The following is a 14,741-nucleotide window of genomic DNA, read 5'->3' on the forward strand; positions in this document are numbered from 1 at the left end:
TACCTCTTCCCATTCCGAACAGAGCAGTCAAGCCCGCCAGAGCCGATGGTATTGCCGTAACAGGTGGGAGAGTAGGTCGGTGCCTTTTTTTACACAGAAGCCCTTGCTGGAAACAGTCAAGGGCTTCTTTCGTTTAAATACTTCCATGTGAAGCAGCATCTCGCCTGTTCTAGAACTCCCGTATCTAGGTTTTTTGTATATTGCTGTAAATATTACTTACTGGCCATATGAGAAATTGTTTGATCATCGTCTGCCTTCTCTTGTTTAATTTGAGATCAGGTATTTGCCAAGACGGACAGGATTACATTTTTGTTTCTTACGAAAACTATCTTCCAACCCCCAAGATAGGTATTGTTGATTTTTATAGGCAGTTAAATGAAAAATGGAAACGTGATAAGAATATGCTTAATGATGAAGGACATGTGGGATTCGAGGTTAGTAAGGATAGCACTGTCAGAGTTGTTTCTAGCAATTTTGGCCATGTAGATAAGACTGAAGAAATGAATCAAAAATTTTCATCCATATCAAAGTGGATACCGGCAAATAAAGATGGTAGATCGACCAATATAGCTCGCCAGTATATCATTAATCTTGGGGAAAGATCTTCTATAGGGGAATTGGGGACATATACAGGGAGTAGGGATACAATGGTCGTCATCGATCCTGGTCATATCCAATTTATTGGCGGTAAATGGTTGAATGCACTGTATTATAAAACACTTGATTATTTTTATACAAATGGCAGACTAAAAAAAATTGAGATATTAGTTTCAAGAAATAGGAATAGGTTTTATAGCTATTTGTCATTTAAAGAATTTGAACAATTTTTCGTATTCTATTACGGTTTACCTACTTATTATGATAATTCCCCCAATTTAGCCATTAAAAGAAATTACTTCGATTTGGAGAAAACAGTTAAGGATAGTTCGTATAAATTATCTTGGGAAGATTTTCGTGATGGCCATATCAGTTTAACATTTGATCCTGAGAAAGTAATGGTCACATATGATTTTTATTGAGTAACTTTGCAGCGCAATGGGTACATTATTGGACAACGGAATTAAACCGTATAATCATTACGGGGCTTATTTAAAGCAAAAGTATAACGGACAGAAAGTGTTTAAAGTGATTGTGGATGGTAATTTTACTTGTCCCAATCGTGATGGTAGTAAGGGTTATGGTGGTTGTACTTACTGTAATGTAGATTCTTTTACACCGGATACTGCCCGGAAAATTCCTTCGATACGGGAGCAGGTGGAATCGGGTATTGAAAGAGCACGTAATAGCTATGGCGCCGAGAAGTTTATTATTTATTTCCAACCAAATACAAATACATATGCGCCGACTCATCTACTGAAAATGATGTATGATGAGGCCTTAAGTATTGATCCTGAAAATACTTTGGGGCTTTCTGTTGGCACACGTCCTGATTGTTTGGATTTTGAAAAGATTGCATTGTTGGAGTCTTATACAGATCGTTACGATGTGGATTTGGAAATGGGTATGGAATCTATCTACAACGATACATTGGAGCAGATCAATAGAGGCTGTTCTCACGACGAATTTGTTCAGGCCATGGATATGCTGAAAGATACCCCTTTGGAGCTTTGTGTGCATACAATCTTTGGCTTCCCATGGGAATCTGAAGAAATGATGTTGAAATATGCAGATGAAATCAACCGGTTTCCACAGATTAAATTTGTGAAGTTGCATCACCTACATATTGTAGAGGGATCTATTATGGGGGTTAAGTTCAAACGTGAGCCCTTTGAACTTTTTTCGATGGAAGGTTACACCGAGTTCTTAGCGAAGTTTATTCCTCGATTGCGTCCTGATCTGATCATTCAACGTATTTTCGGGATTGCAGATAAAGAATTGTTAATTGCCCCGAACTGGGGCTTACCGAAATCAGGTATTCAAACATACATCGATAAGGGATTGGAAGCGCGTCAGGTCGTGCAGGGAAGTCTTTTTTAGTCGCCCCTAATATTTTCTACTCTTTTGATAGATCATTGTATGCTATCGCGTTTAATGAATATATTTCGCCCTATAAAAACAGCAAAGGCTTCTCTAAAGAAGCCTTTGCTGTTTACCTGCAAAAAATAGCGTACGATCACCATCTTTTATTTAGCCTTCAATAATCGTTTTTAGATCGGCTGGAGAATAATTGATAGATTTTAACGTTTTATTGTCGGCTGTTCTGAATACCAGAAATTTGCCATCAACTTCTTTATAATAGGATTCTACACCTTTTAATTTATAGTGCTCCTGTGTAGCGATGGCTTCTGCTTCGTCTTTACATGCCTTGCTCATATTGGAACGTTGAACTTCATCAAAAAGAGCGGAGAATTTATCTTTTAAACCAAATTCTAATACCGCTCCAGCAAGTACATATTGAATGTCACATAGTGCGTCTGCAATCTCTACCAAATCCTTATCCTGGATGGCTTCTTCTAATTCTTTTAATTCCTCAGCGATCAATGATACCCGTAAGGCACATCTTTGTTCAGATGGAATAGTAGGGGTGTCTAGGATTGGATGTTGGAATGTTTTATGGAATTCCGCAACGGATGAAAGTGTTTTCGGATCAGTCATATTCTTTGTTGTTTTATTTGAAAGAGCAAATATAAAAAATAAAGGACGGTTAACTGAATGACCGTCCTTTATTTTTATTTATCTTCTTAAGCGATTAAATCAGGTGCTTTAATTGCACGATTTCACGCTCCTCTAAATATCTCCAACGGCCACGTGGAAGATCTTTTTTCGTTAGGTTTGCATAAACCACGCGGTCCAATTTAACGACTTCATATCCTAGTGACTCAAAAATACGACGTACGATACGATTTTTTCCCGAGTGGATTTGGATGCCAACTTCACGTTTTGATCCACCTTGGACATAGCTCAAGTCATCGGGTTTGATTACACCATCTTCTAATTCGATACCAAAGTTGATTTTGTTAAAATCGCCTTGTGTAAGGCTTTTGTTTAACTCGACATTATAGATTTTGCTGATGCTGTTGCGCGGGTGTGAAAGTTTTTCAGCAAGACTACCATCATTTGTCATTAAAAGTAGCCCCGTTGTGTTTCTGTCAAGACGACCAACAGGATAGATTCTTTCTTTTGTCGCTTTAGAAACTAGTTCCATTACGGTATGACGCTCCTGAGGATCATCTGTAGTCGTGATATAATCTTTTGGTTTGTTTAACAAAACATAAACATTTTTTTCACGTTTTAATCGTTCGTTATTGTAACGGATTTCATCTGTTGCAGGATCTACCTTAGTACCCAATTCTGTAACAGGTTCTCCATTTACCCAAATGACACCAGCAGTGATAAGCTCATCAGCTTTACGTCTTGAACAAATACCAGCATTGGCGATGTAACGATTTAAACGAACTAAGCCGTCATCCTCTGCATCCTCTGCTTTTTTCTTTGGACGTTTAATATATTGTTTATCACCAAAGTTTTTGTTGTCATCAAAATTTCTACTTCTTTCGCCATCAAACTTTCTGTTAGAAGGTCTTGAAGAGTCATTTCTGTCTGAACGTTTGAAGCTATCTTTTTTATCGGAAGAACGTTCTGATCTATCAAAAGATCTTGGAGAATCACTTCTGTCTGAACGTTTGAAATTATCTTTTTTATCGAAAGAACGTTCTGAACGGTCAAAAGATCTTGTGGAATCATTTCTGTCTGTACGTTTGAAGTTATCCTTTTTATCGAAAGAACGCTCTGAACGGTCAAAAGATCTTGTGGAATCATTTCTATCTGTACGTTTGAAGTTATCCTTTTTATCGAAAGAACGCTCTGAACGGTCAAAAGATCTTGAAGAGTCATTTCTATCTGAACGTTTGAAGTTATCTTTTTTGTCAAAAGAACGCTCTGAACGGTCAAAAGATCTTGAAGAGTCATTTCTATCTGAACGTTTGAAACTATCTCTTTTATCAAAAGAACGTTCTGAACGGTCAAAAGATCTTGAAGAGTCATTTCTATCGGAACGTTTGAAGTTATCTTTTTTGTCAAAAGAACGTTCTGATCTATCAAATTTATTGAAGGAATCTTTTTTGTCAAAAGATCTTGAAGAATCATTTTTATCAAATGAACGGCTTCCTCTACCAAAGGATTTTTCTGAATTATCTTTTGAACGAAAGGAATTGTTCTCTCCTCGGAAGGGAGGTTTGTCTGAGAATTTTTTAGATCCGAATGATCTGTTCTCACGATTATCATCTTTTCTGAAAGAGCCTCTTTCAGATTGGTCATTTGACCCATATGATTTTTTTCCGAAACTATTATTATTATCGCCTCTAGATTTGAAGCTATCTGAGTTGCCTCGTGACTTTCTGGAGTTGTCATCACGACTGTTCCTTTTATTGCTGAATGGCATTGTGTTTTGCTAAAATGTGAACCACAAAGTTAGGTATAATTTTGGGTTTTGCGAAAAAATCCTTATCTTTTTGTCTTTTCTTGAATTTACTGCGTTTTTACGCTAAAAAAGCCGCTTTAAATTGTCTGTATTGTAACTATTTGTTTTTTAAATAAATAGTGTTTACCTTTGTACCCTTGAATTTGAACCAAGCTATTTTTTGATCGATTAGAGTCGTGGATAGGATAGCATTAAGGGAGTGAATGATAAGAAAGAAAGTTTTATGTAGTAGTTTGATTTTGTTTGCTTTATTGCTGTCAAAATTATACTCAACCCCACACAACAACGCTTCAAACGGCGATAAGATCGTTGAACCGAAGCTCGTAGTAGTTCCCGCTCATCATGGGGACGAAGAAGAAAAAAAAGAAAAAAGCAATTCGTTTGAATCTTATATGAATTCATTGACATTTGCCGAAGATTCATTACCGATGGATCGTCCGCTTGTGGAAAGTAAATTGCGCAAATTTTTCAATCGATTCTCGTTTAAAAAAACAGGATCATACGATATGCACAAAAAGGCAGAGACCTATTTGCCTATGATTGCAAAGATCCTTAAATCACATGGTATTCCGGAAGATTTTAAGTATATCCCCTTAGTGGAAAGCGGGCTTAGTAAAGCTGTTGTTTCATCTAAGGGAGCTGGTGGTTATTGGCAGTTTATGCCGGCAACAGCGCGATTGTATGGATTGAAAGTCAATAGTACAGTAGATGACCGGAAAGATCTTGTCAAATCTACACATGCTGCTGCCAGATACCTGAAATACCTGTATGCCCAATTTGGAAACTGGACCTTGGTAGCTGCAGCATATAATGTCGGTGATGGTAGTTTAAGAGGTTCTATAAGAAGACAAAAAAAGGACGACTATTTTGCATTGAAATTGAATAATGAAACGGGTTCGTATGTTTACAAACTTGTTTCTATGAAGGAAATTATCGAACATCCGCAAAAGCATGGTTATTCGCGTTATGCAAACAAAGAAAGCGAGACGTTGGATAAAGAACCTAATATGCTATAAAATTGCGCAAAGTACAATAACGATTAAAGTACCATAAAAAAGGCTTTCCAATACTGGAAAGCCTTTTTTATGGTACTGCGTTTAATCAGTGTTATAGCGTCGGTAGATTTTTATCTTAAATCGACGATTTCAAAACCTTTGTAATCATTTTTGTTGAATGCGAATAGATTAGCTGAAAAGCCCTTATTGCCCTCTTGCGAAGCTAATGTATAGGTATAGCGATTACCACTTTTATCAAAAACGGTCGTGTCATAGATCAGGTTGCTTGCCTTATTGATACGTAGCTTTATCTTTGAATAGTTTTTTTTGCTATCGAGCGGACTTAATTCAACGACACTTAGCGTAAGCCCCTTTACCTTTTCAGTATTGGTCAAGGTATATTTAAAACCGCTGGTGTAGAAGCTGAATATGTTTGTTGGATTGATCTCGTTGGTCGAATTGCTTGCTTCTGAGATTTCAACTTCCTTTTCTGTTTTCATGATATTCCACTGTGTCTTGGAATCCGATATCAATACTTGATTTTTGGTATTGACCTGGTACTTGTTGTTACTCTTGTCCAGGTATATTGTTCCAGCGTCAGTATGTGAGCCACCATTAGCTTGTTTAATATCTAATGAGAAGTTGGCCTGTATTGTTTTGTATGCACTGTACTTTTGGCTTACTTTCGTCAGTAATGCTTTAGCAGCGGCATCATTTTGTGCATAACTGTTTTGGCTGTATGCAATAATTAGCAAACCTACCATAAACCACAATTGTTTTTTCATCTTAGTTGTCCTTTCTTAACGTCTCCAAAAATTGTTCTAATGAATACTCATCTGGATAAAGTACCTCGCGGGCCTTACTTCCTTCAAATGGACCTACAATTCCAGCAGCTTCCAATTGATCGATGATTCGTCCTGCTCTGTTATAACCCAATTTTAATTTACGTTGGATTAATGAAGTAGAGCCTTGCTGATGCATGACAATCAATCGGGCAGCTTCTTCGAACAACTGATCGCGGTCTTTGGGATCAAAATCCACACTACCAGAACCATCTCCGTTTTCGTCTACGTATTCCGGAAGCATAAATGCCGAGGGGTAGCCTCGTTGTGCACCGATATAGTCGGAAATTTGTTCAACCTCTGGAGTATCAACAAAAGCACACTGAATACGTATCAAATCACTTCCAGTCGCTAGAAGCATGTCACCTCGACCGATCAACTGATCTGCCCCGCCTGTATCTAGAATGGTCCGTGAATCGACTTTCGATAATACACGGAATGCAAGACGTGCAGGGAAGTTGGCCTTGATTGTACCGGTAATGATATTGACAGAAGGACGTTGGGTTGCAATAACCAAGTGAATCCCTACCGCGCGGGCCAATTGTGCCAATCGTGCAATCGGTGTTTCGACCTCTTTTCCTGCTGTCATCATTAAGTCGGCAAACTCATCAACAATAAGAACGATATATGGTAAGAATCGATGACCCTCCTCAGGGTTTAATCTGCGATTGATAAATTTTGCATTATATTCCTTTAAATTCCGTACCTGCGCATTTTTTAACAAATCATAACGTTGATCCATTTCTATACACAGAGAATTTAAGGTGTTGATTACCTTCTTCGTATCGGTGATAATTGCATCTCCGTCGTCAGGCAATTTTGCGAGGAAGTGGCGCTCTACTTTTTTGAATAGAGAAAGTTCCACCTTCTTAGGGTCAACAAGGACAAATTTTAGTTCGGCCGGATGCTTTTTATACAGTAAGGAGGTCAGAATGGCGTTGATACCTACTGATTTACCTTGTCCGGTAGCCCCTGCAACTAGAAGGTGAGGCATTTTAGCTAAATCGGCAATATAGACTTCATTAGAAATCGTTTTACCTAAAGCAATTGGGAGATCCATGTCTGTTTTCTGAAACTTCTCCGTAGCAAGTACAGATCGCATGGATACCATTTCCGGACTGGAGTTTGGCACCTCAATACCGATCGTTCCCTTTCCTGGCATAGGTGCAATAATACGTATACCCAATGCCGCAAGACTTAAGGCAATGTCATCTTCCAGATTTTTGATTTTTGAAATCCGTACACCTGGTTTTGGTATAATTTCATACAAAGTTACCGTTGGACCTATAGTTGCTTTGATACTTTCGATCTCGATGCTATAGTTTCTTAGTGTATCAACAATCCTGTTTTTGTTCGCTTCGAGTTCCTGTTGATTGATGGTAATTTTACCACCACCATAGTCCTTCAATAAATCCAATGTCGGATGTTGGTAGCCAGAAAGGTCCAATTTTGGGTCATATTGTCCGAATTGGGCCACAAGGTCACTAGCAGTGATTTCTTTTTCCTCTTTGATATCTTCAACCACCAGACCAGGTACTGCATCGGGTTCAATGGCAGCTTCTAGCTCTTGTTGAGGTTCTGCTTCGATTTTCGGTGCTTGATATTCCCGGATTAGCGGTAAGTCTTCCGCTCCAAATTCTTCATTCGGCTGATCAATTGTAAAACTGATTGAAGGCGTATTATCTGTTCGTTCCAGCGGACTGTCGTCGAATGAGAGCACCACTTTGTCTTTCGGATCAATTTGTACTTCAGGTACGGGGTGATGTGTAAAGGCAGGGCGCTGAAGTTCTTCCTGTAAATCTTTTTCACGAGCAGATTGAAATCGCTCATTGATTGATGTTGGCCGTTGAATAGATTCCCGTACAGATTGGATGGAATCATCTTCAATATGAATTTTGTTTCTTAGATTGTGTGGAGCGTATTCATCCTCATCCTCTTCGTCCAAATCTTCGGAGAATGACTTGGATTTTCTGTTACTGAATAGGACAAATTTAAAATCGAGGTTGTAAAGTAAGATTAATGTTGTCAGGTAGGCAAAAGCCAATATACAGCCTACGCCGACAATGCCAACTTGTGCTTCCAGTAATTTATTAGTCCAAAAACCAAATTTCCCCTCAAGCATATGCGGTGTATCGGCCATAAATCCATGGAGGAAGCCTAATGTTACCGAGATAAAAACGATTGCAACAAAAGAATAGACTACAGTACGGTATAATGGAAGCAATGATTTCTTGAACAACAAGCGATATCCTAAAATGAATAATACCGGGATAAAAAGAAAAGATGCGACGCCAAACCATTCGTACATGAATTGGTTGGCAAGTAATGCGCCAAATTTCCCTAGTTTATTATCGACAACGGGTAGATCAACAGCTTCATCATGAATTTCTTCTGTAGATCTGAATAATGTCGACCATCCGCCATTGGTTTTTGCGATATAACTTTGATCGTCTTCCCAAGTGAATAGGTAGGAGACGAAAGCTGTAGCAAATGCCAATGAAAGCAAGATCAATAAAATCCCTAATATCTTGACAGCCTTCTGCTGTGCATCGGAATAATCTCTTGGTACACTGTTTTTTTGACTTTTTTCTTTTTTAAATGTTGTTGATTCCTTTTGAGGGGCACGTTTGCCGGAAACCGAATTCCCTGTCTGCCTAAATGTATTTCCTTTGTTTGACATTGAAAAGCTCACAATTATACTGCTTACAAACTTAGTTATTTTGATAGTATTTTAAAGATGCTGATGGCCTATTATTTTAAGTTTGTCGTTTTTTATGAATGAATAAATTTAGATGTAGCTAAAAAGCTTGATAGCTATAATGACTAGCAAATACTATGCCCTGCAAATAGGTTTGATCAAAGAATGTGCATATCTATACAGATTGCTGTTTTGGTGTATTCTTTGGAGTTGCTGTAAAATATGTAGTTTTACGAATAAAAATAACAGATAGGATGAACAAGTTTGAAATACGAAAAGCTACATTGGCTGATAAAGGACGGATTTGGGAAATTATACAACAAGCAATTGCCCTCAGGAAAGAACAAGGGAGCCGACAATGGCAAGATGGTTATCCGAATGAAGATGTTGTGCAGTCGGATATTGATAAGGGCTACGGGCATGTCGTTGAAGTGGAGCATAGGATTGTAGGTTATGTTGCTATTATTTTTGATGTCGAACCTGCTTATAATGATATTGACGGAAAATGGTTAAGTGATGGTCCTTATGTCGGTATACACCGATTGGCTTCGGCGCAGGATCCGCATATGAAAGGTGTGGGAACGGGAATCATGTCTGGGGTGGAGAAGATCGCGGTTGATCATGGGGTTTATAGTATTAAGGTGGATACTAATTTTGACAATGGAGGAATGTTGCATGTGTTCGAAAAGCTGGGGTATCAATATTGTGGGGAGGTACATTTTAGAGGAGCATCGCGTAAGGCATTTGAAAAACTATTAAAATAACCGGACCGAATTTTTTAGCGGTGCAAGAATAGCTTTGGATTGCATAAAAAAGTCCCTTTTGATTAAATCAAAAGGGACTTTTTTATACTTATGGATTATTAAATCAGGATATTGCTGATCATTAATCTACGATAATCAGGTAGTAATTCTTTTTACCGCGTTGTGCAACAATATATTTATTGTTTACAAGGTGATTTTCCGTAACTGACTCTTCTATATCAGTTGCTTTTTCTCGGTTGATAGAAACTCCGCCGCCCTGAAGCATTTTGCGGGCTTCACCTTTGGAAGGGAATACTTGTGTCTGAACAGCCAGTAAATCAAGAATATTGATGCCTGCTGCAAGGTCTGCTTTAGCGACCTGAAACTGAGGGATGCCTTCAAATACCTCTAAAACAGCCTCGTGGTCTAAGTTGTTCAAAAATTCTAAAGAACCATTACCAAAAAGAAATTCAGAAGTTTTGATCGCAGTTTCGTATGCTTCTTCGGAGTGGGTACGAATGGTGATATCTTTTGCCAGTGCTTTTTGAACTAAACGTAAGTGTGGCGCTGCATCATGTTCTGCAATAATAGACTTTATTTCGTTCTGAGGTTTGAGCGTGAAAATTTTGATCCAGTTTTTAGCATCATCATCTGACGTATTCAACCAAAATTGGTAATATTTATACGGAGAGGTTTTCTTTGGATCTAACCATACGGCACCAGATTCGGTTTTTCCAAATTTCTGACCATCGGCTTTTTTGATTAATTGCGTGGTGATTGCATAGGCCGTTCCCTGATCTTGGCGACGAATCATTTCACTTCCTGTTACAATGTTACCCCATTGGTCGGACCCACCCATTTGAACTTTACAGTTATGGTGCTTCCAAAGGTAGTAGAAGTCATATCCTTGAATCAATTGATAGGTAAACTCTGTAAATGAAAGACCATTGTCGCCTTCCAGACGTTTTTTTACCGAATCTTTTGACATCATATAGTTAACGGTAATCATTTTACCGATATCACGAATAAAATCCAAAAATTTAAAATCTTTGAACCAGTCGTAATTATTAACCATTTGGGCGTCATTTTCACCTTCTCCAAATTCAAGAAATTTGCCTAACTGTTTTTTCAGACAAGCTACATTATGCTGTAAGGTAGCTTCGTCCAGCAAGTTACGCTCTGCAGATTTGAAAGAAGGGTCTCCGATCATTCCTGTCGCTCCTCCAACCAGGGCAACTGGTTTGTGGCCTGCATTTTGGAAGTGAATCAAAGTCATGATCTGCGTCAAGTGTCCTACGTGTAGAGAGTCGCCTGTGGGATCAAAGCCGATATAACCAGCGACTTTTTCTTTATTCAGTAAGTCTTCAGTGCCTGGCATAATATCTTGCAACATGCCTCTCCAACGTAATTCTTCTACAAAGCTCATTGTTAAATGGATTTAATTTTTTAATTTACAAGATGCAAAGATAGGAGATTAAGCGTATATTGAGCGAATAATTCCATATAAAAGCACACGCTAATAAGCTGGTATGAATTTTTTATCACATTTCTATTTTGAGCGGTTTGCAACCAATCCCGAGCGTATTGTGGGTGGATTGTTACCCGATCTATTAAAAAATGCTGATAAATCCTTTATGCTAAAACCACGTCAGTATGAAGATGAGCTTTTGGACAACCCTTTACTCGAGCAATTGTATATAGGTTGGAACCGTCATATCGAGGTAGATCGACTGTTTCACAATTCACCTTATTTTTTTCGTCATACACATCAACTGAAACTAAAAATACAGTCTAGTTTAGCGGGGCTGCCTATCCGGCCCTCCTTTATGGCCCATATCGCGTTGGAGCTATTGCTGGATCATATCCTAACACAAAATAAAGCGGTCTCCATCGATAAATTCTACGCTGCACTAATGCATGTCAATGAAGACGCTGTTCGGAAGTTTTTGAAAATTAATCAACTGAATGATATTCCTAAGTTTGAAAAGTTCTATCATCAGTTCATTGAGTGGGAGTATATTTATGACTATGCACAGGTGGAAAAAATTGCAGGTGCACTTTTTAATATTTGTAAGCGATTGTGGCAATTTGAAGTTTCAGTGGAGCAAAGACAGCTTCTGACAGAACAGCTGATTTCCTATTTATATACGCAGATGACCGATTATCAGGAAATTTACCAGTATATTCAATATGAGCTGGTGGACTTTAATTAGTCTATCAGAAAATACCAATAGTATAAGACCTTGAAAATATTTATTTTCGCATAATTTTAAGTATCAAAAACTAAATTTACATGTCACATAGACTTTTTCGGAAGAAAAGTGTTGATCAGATTCTGCATGACTCTCAAAAAGAGGGTGGAACGGGCCTTGCAAAGGTATTGGGGGTAACAGATCTGGTTTCGTTGGGTATCGCCGCTATTGTAGGGGCCGGAATCTTTAGCACAATTGGATTGGCGAGTTATGAAGGTGGGCCAGCAGTCTCACTTCTCTTCGTTTTTACGGCTTTTGCCTGTGTTTTTACAGCATTGGCCTATGCTCAATTTGCCAGTACAGTTCCTGTTTCAGGGTCGGCGTATACGTATGCTTATGTAGCCTTTGGTGAGTTGTTTGCATGGATTATAGGTTGGGCATTGGTCTTAGAGTATGCTGTTTCCAATACGGTTATTGCCATTTCCTGGTCGCAGTATTTTGTTTCCATGTTGGAGGGCTTTGGTCTGCATATACCGGCTTGGTTATCCATGGCACCAGGCTACGCTTATGATGCTGTAGACAAGATGAACCAACATGGCGCGGCTGCCCTTACCGCAATCGACCAACATGGTCTGGATGCTTTTAATAGTGCTCCACGAATTGGAGGTCTACCTATTATTTTCGATTTACCAGCCGGTGTTATTACATTTTTGGTCACTTGGTTGGTTTACATCGGAATCAAAGAGTCCCAGAAAGCCAGTATGGTCATGGTGATGATTAAGGTAGCTATTATCCTGGCTGTAATTTTTGGAGGTATATTTTTCATTAAACCAGAAAATTGGACCCCTTTTGCACCGAATGGTCTCAAAGGCGTACTCGGAAGTGTGGCCGCAGTTTTCTTCGCGTTTATTGGATTCGATTCAATTTCGACGACTGCTGAGGAATGTAAAAATCCGCAGCGCGATCTGCCTAAGGCAATGATCTATTGTTTGTTGATTTGTACTGTACTATATGTTGCCATTACTTTGGTATTGACAGGTATGGTAAACTATACAGAATTAAATGTAAAAGATCCACTTGCTTTTGTTTTTAAATATGTAGGCTTTGACCATATGGCCGGAATTATATCGGTGACCTCTGTGATTGCCATTACCAGTGCCTTGCTGGTGTATCAATTGGCTCAACCAAGAATTTGGATGACTATGAGTCGGGACGGTTTGTTGTGGAAAAAATTCGCGACGATCCACCCAAAATATAAAACACCTTCTTTTGCGACTATTATAACGGGTTTGGTGGTTGCTATCCCTTCGTTATTTTTTAAAATGGACTTCTTTGTGGATCTAACGAGCGTGGGTACCTTTTTTGCCTTCATCCTTGTTTGTGCAGGTGTATTGTATATGGATTATTCGGGCTTATCTGCAAAATCCAAATTTAAAGTTCCTTACATCAACGGTAAATATTTAGTTGGTGCGGGACTACTGATCGCTATTGTGTTCATTTTTATCTATGGGCAAGAGACGATACAAGAGTGGAAATCGCTTTCCATCCTTGAAATTATAGAACATAAAATGTTGGTCATTATATTTTGGTTAACCTGGCTTGGATTGAGTATTTATAGCTTTAAAATGAACTTTTCGCTATTGCCTGTCGTTGGTATCCTGATCAATCTGTATTTGATGACGGAATTAGGGGCAAGTAACTGGATAATATTTGTGATCTGGCTCGTAATTGGATTGGCTGTATATTTTATGTATGGCTATAAACATTCAAAGTTAAATAAACAGGCGCAAGTATAGTATACGAGAAGCGTCGTACAATAATGGATCAAAGAAAAGGAGCTATCTGATAAAAGATAGCTCCTTTTCTTTGAATATCAGGGACGTATTAGAATCTCCATAAAAGGATTCGGCTTACCTTATTGCCTTGTTCCATGCGGATCACCTCGGTCTCTTTTACATTTATTTTCTTTAGTTTGTGTTGTAGAAAGCGAATGTCTTCGCGGTGGGCAACTAATGTTGTGAACCATTTTACTTGATCTTTGTGAAATTGACTTTCAAAGATCATGCGTGACAAGAAAGCTTTTTCACCACCATCACACCACAACTCGCTTCCTTGTCCAGAAAATGCTTGTGTTACAGGTTTTTCGTCTATTTTAGCTTCTTTAATGCCTGTGGTCTTACGGATGGACTGCTGTAAAGCCTCGGTTTGAGAGCTAAAAAATGGAGGATTACAGATCACCACATCATATTTCTCACCTGGCAGAATAATATCTTTGAATATGGCTTTCGGGTTATTTTGTAGACGGATTTGTATGCTCTTTTTTAAGCTCATATTTGTCCGCGTTATCTCGATTGCATTTTTGTATGCGCTCTTGATAATTTCAGATCCTACAAAGCTCCATCCATACTCCTGATGCCCGATAATGGGGTAGATACAATTTGCACCAACACCGATATCGAGTATATGGATATTTCCACCTTTTGGAATCTCACCATTATTATCCCTTGCAAGCACGTCTGCGATATAATGAATATAATCTGCTCGGCCCGGAATAGGGGGGCAAAGATTCTCTTTGGGAATATCCCAGTGTTGAATGTGGTAATATTTTTTTAGAAGCGCCTTGTTTAACGTTTTAACAGCATCGGGATTGTTAAAATCGATGGATTTTACTTTATAAGCATTTTCTATAACAAAATCTTTGAGCGAAGGTTCGACTTTGCTCAATTCTTCAAAATTGTAGTTATCGAGATGTCTATTTCTAGGGTGTAATTTCTTTTTTGGATTAGCGTCTGCCATGATGTATTATTTGCAACAAAAGTAATGCAATTCTATTGAATAAAAAAGGTGATGC

At 38.5% G+C, this 14,741-nt stretch carries 12 protein-coding genes and 1 rRNA gene; 7 read left to right on the top strand and 6 right to left on the bottom strand.

Annotation, left to right across the window (positions count from 1 at the left end; genetic code table 11):
* From rrf to M2419_RS19780, 3 genes are all read left to right on the top strand, one after another.
* A 5S ribosomal RNA gene (gene rrf, locus M2419_RS19770) occupies positions 1-88 on the top strand; the annotation flags it as partial.
* 139 nt (positions 89-227) lie between these two features.
* Positions 228-1,019, top strand: coding sequence for a hypothetical protein (locus M2419_RS19775; protein ID WP_159731094.1), 792 nt, complete (start codon positions 228-230; stop codon positions 1,017-1,019).
* A 16-nt stretch (positions 1,020-1,035) separates the two neighbouring features.
* Positions 1,036-1,977, top strand: coding sequence for a TIGR01212 family radical SAM protein (locus M2419_RS19780; protein ID WP_120333202.1), 942 nt, complete (start codon positions 1,036-1,038; stop codon positions 1,975-1,977).
* 150 nt (positions 1,978-2,127) lie between these two features.
* Here M2419_RS19780 and M2419_RS19785 read toward each other — a convergent pair whose 3' ends face one another.
* Both M2419_RS19785 and M2419_RS19790 read right to left on the bottom strand, forming a co-directional pair.
* Complete coding sequence (locus M2419_RS19785; RefSeq protein ID WP_159731096.1) at positions 2,128-2,595, bottom strand: nucleoside triphosphate pyrophosphohydrolase family protein; 468 nt, start codon at positions 2,593-2,595, stop codon at positions 2,128-2,130.
* A 94-nt stretch (positions 2,596-2,689) separates the two neighbouring features.
* Complete coding sequence (locus tag M2419_RS19790; protein WP_159731098.1) at positions 2,690-4,381, bottom strand: pseudouridine synthase; 1,692 nt, start codon at positions 4,379-4,381, stop codon at positions 2,690-2,692.
* 242 nt (positions 4,382-4,623) lie between these two features.
* Here M2419_RS19790 and M2419_RS19795 point away from each other — a divergent pair, with 242 nt between their 5' ends.
* Positions 4,624-5,436, top strand: a complete 813-nt coding sequence (locus M2419_RS19795) for a lytic transglycosylase domain-containing protein (protein ID WP_153847293.1) — start codon at positions 4,624-4,626, stop codon at positions 5,434-5,436.
* A gap of 110 nt (positions 5,437-5,546) precedes the next feature.
* On the opposite strand, the gene M2419_RS19800 is transcribed toward M2419_RS19795, so the two are convergent.
* Positions 5,547-6,200 carry an outer membrane lipoprotein carrier protein LolA gene (locus M2419_RS19800; protein ID WP_153847292.1) on the bottom strand — a complete coding sequence of 218 codons (654 nt, stop codon included), beginning with the start codon at positions 6,198-6,200 and terminating at the stop codon, positions 5,547-5,549.
* 1 nt (position 6,201) lies between these two features.
* Positions 6,202-8,937 (bottom strand): DNA translocase FtsK, encoded by a 2,736-nt coding sequence (locus M2419_RS19805; protein ID WP_153847291.1) that lies wholly within the window; start codon positions 8,935-8,937, stop codon positions 6,202-6,204.
* Between the two features lie 272 nt (positions 8,938-9,209).
* Here M2419_RS19805 and M2419_RS19810 point away from each other — a divergent pair, with 272 nt between their 5' ends.
* Positions 9,210-9,719: a GNAT family N-acetyltransferase gene (locus M2419_RS19810; RefSeq protein WP_120333207.1), complete on the top strand. Its 510-nt coding sequence runs from the start codon at positions 9,210-9,212 to the stop codon at positions 9,717-9,719.
* 121 nt (positions 9,720-9,840) lie between these two features.
* On the opposite strand, the gene tyrS is transcribed toward M2419_RS19810, so the two are convergent.
* Positions 9,841-11,124 carry a tyrosine--tRNA ligase gene (gene tyrS, locus M2419_RS19815; protein WP_182330770.1) on the bottom strand — a complete coding sequence of 428 codons (1,284 nt, stop codon included), beginning with the start codon at positions 11,122-11,124 and terminating at the stop codon, positions 9,841-9,843.
* A gap of 103 nt (positions 11,125-11,227) precedes the next feature.
* On the opposite strand from tyrS, the gene M2419_RS19820 reads away from it, so the two are divergent.
* Both M2419_RS19820 and M2419_RS19825 read left to right on the top strand, forming a co-directional pair.
* Positions 11,228-11,911, top strand: coding sequence for a hypothetical protein (locus M2419_RS19820; RefSeq protein ID WP_153847289.1), 684 nt, complete (start codon positions 11,228-11,230; stop codon positions 11,909-11,911).
* Between the two features lie 80 nt (positions 11,912-11,991).
* On the top strand, positions 11,992-13,686 hold the full coding sequence (locus M2419_RS19825; RefSeq protein ID WP_153847288.1) for an amino acid permease: 1,695 nt from the start codon (positions 11,992-11,994) through the stop codon (positions 13,684-13,686).
* Positions 13,687-13,774: 88 nt separating this feature from the next.
* On the opposite strand, the gene rlmF is transcribed toward M2419_RS19825, so the two are convergent.
* Positions 13,775-14,686 (bottom strand): 23S rRNA (adenine(1618)-N(6))-methyltransferase RlmF, encoded by a 912-nt coding sequence (rlmF, locus tag M2419_RS19830; RefSeq protein WP_153847287.1) that lies wholly within the window; start codon positions 14,684-14,686, stop codon positions 13,775-13,777.
* Positions 14,687-14,741 lie beyond the last annotated feature (55 nt).

Source organism: Sphingobacterium sp. BIGb0116 (assembly GCF_024808035.1).
Lineage (GTDB): Bacteria > Bacteroidota > Bacteroidia > Sphingobacteriales > Sphingobacteriaceae > Sphingobacterium > Sphingobacterium paramultivorum.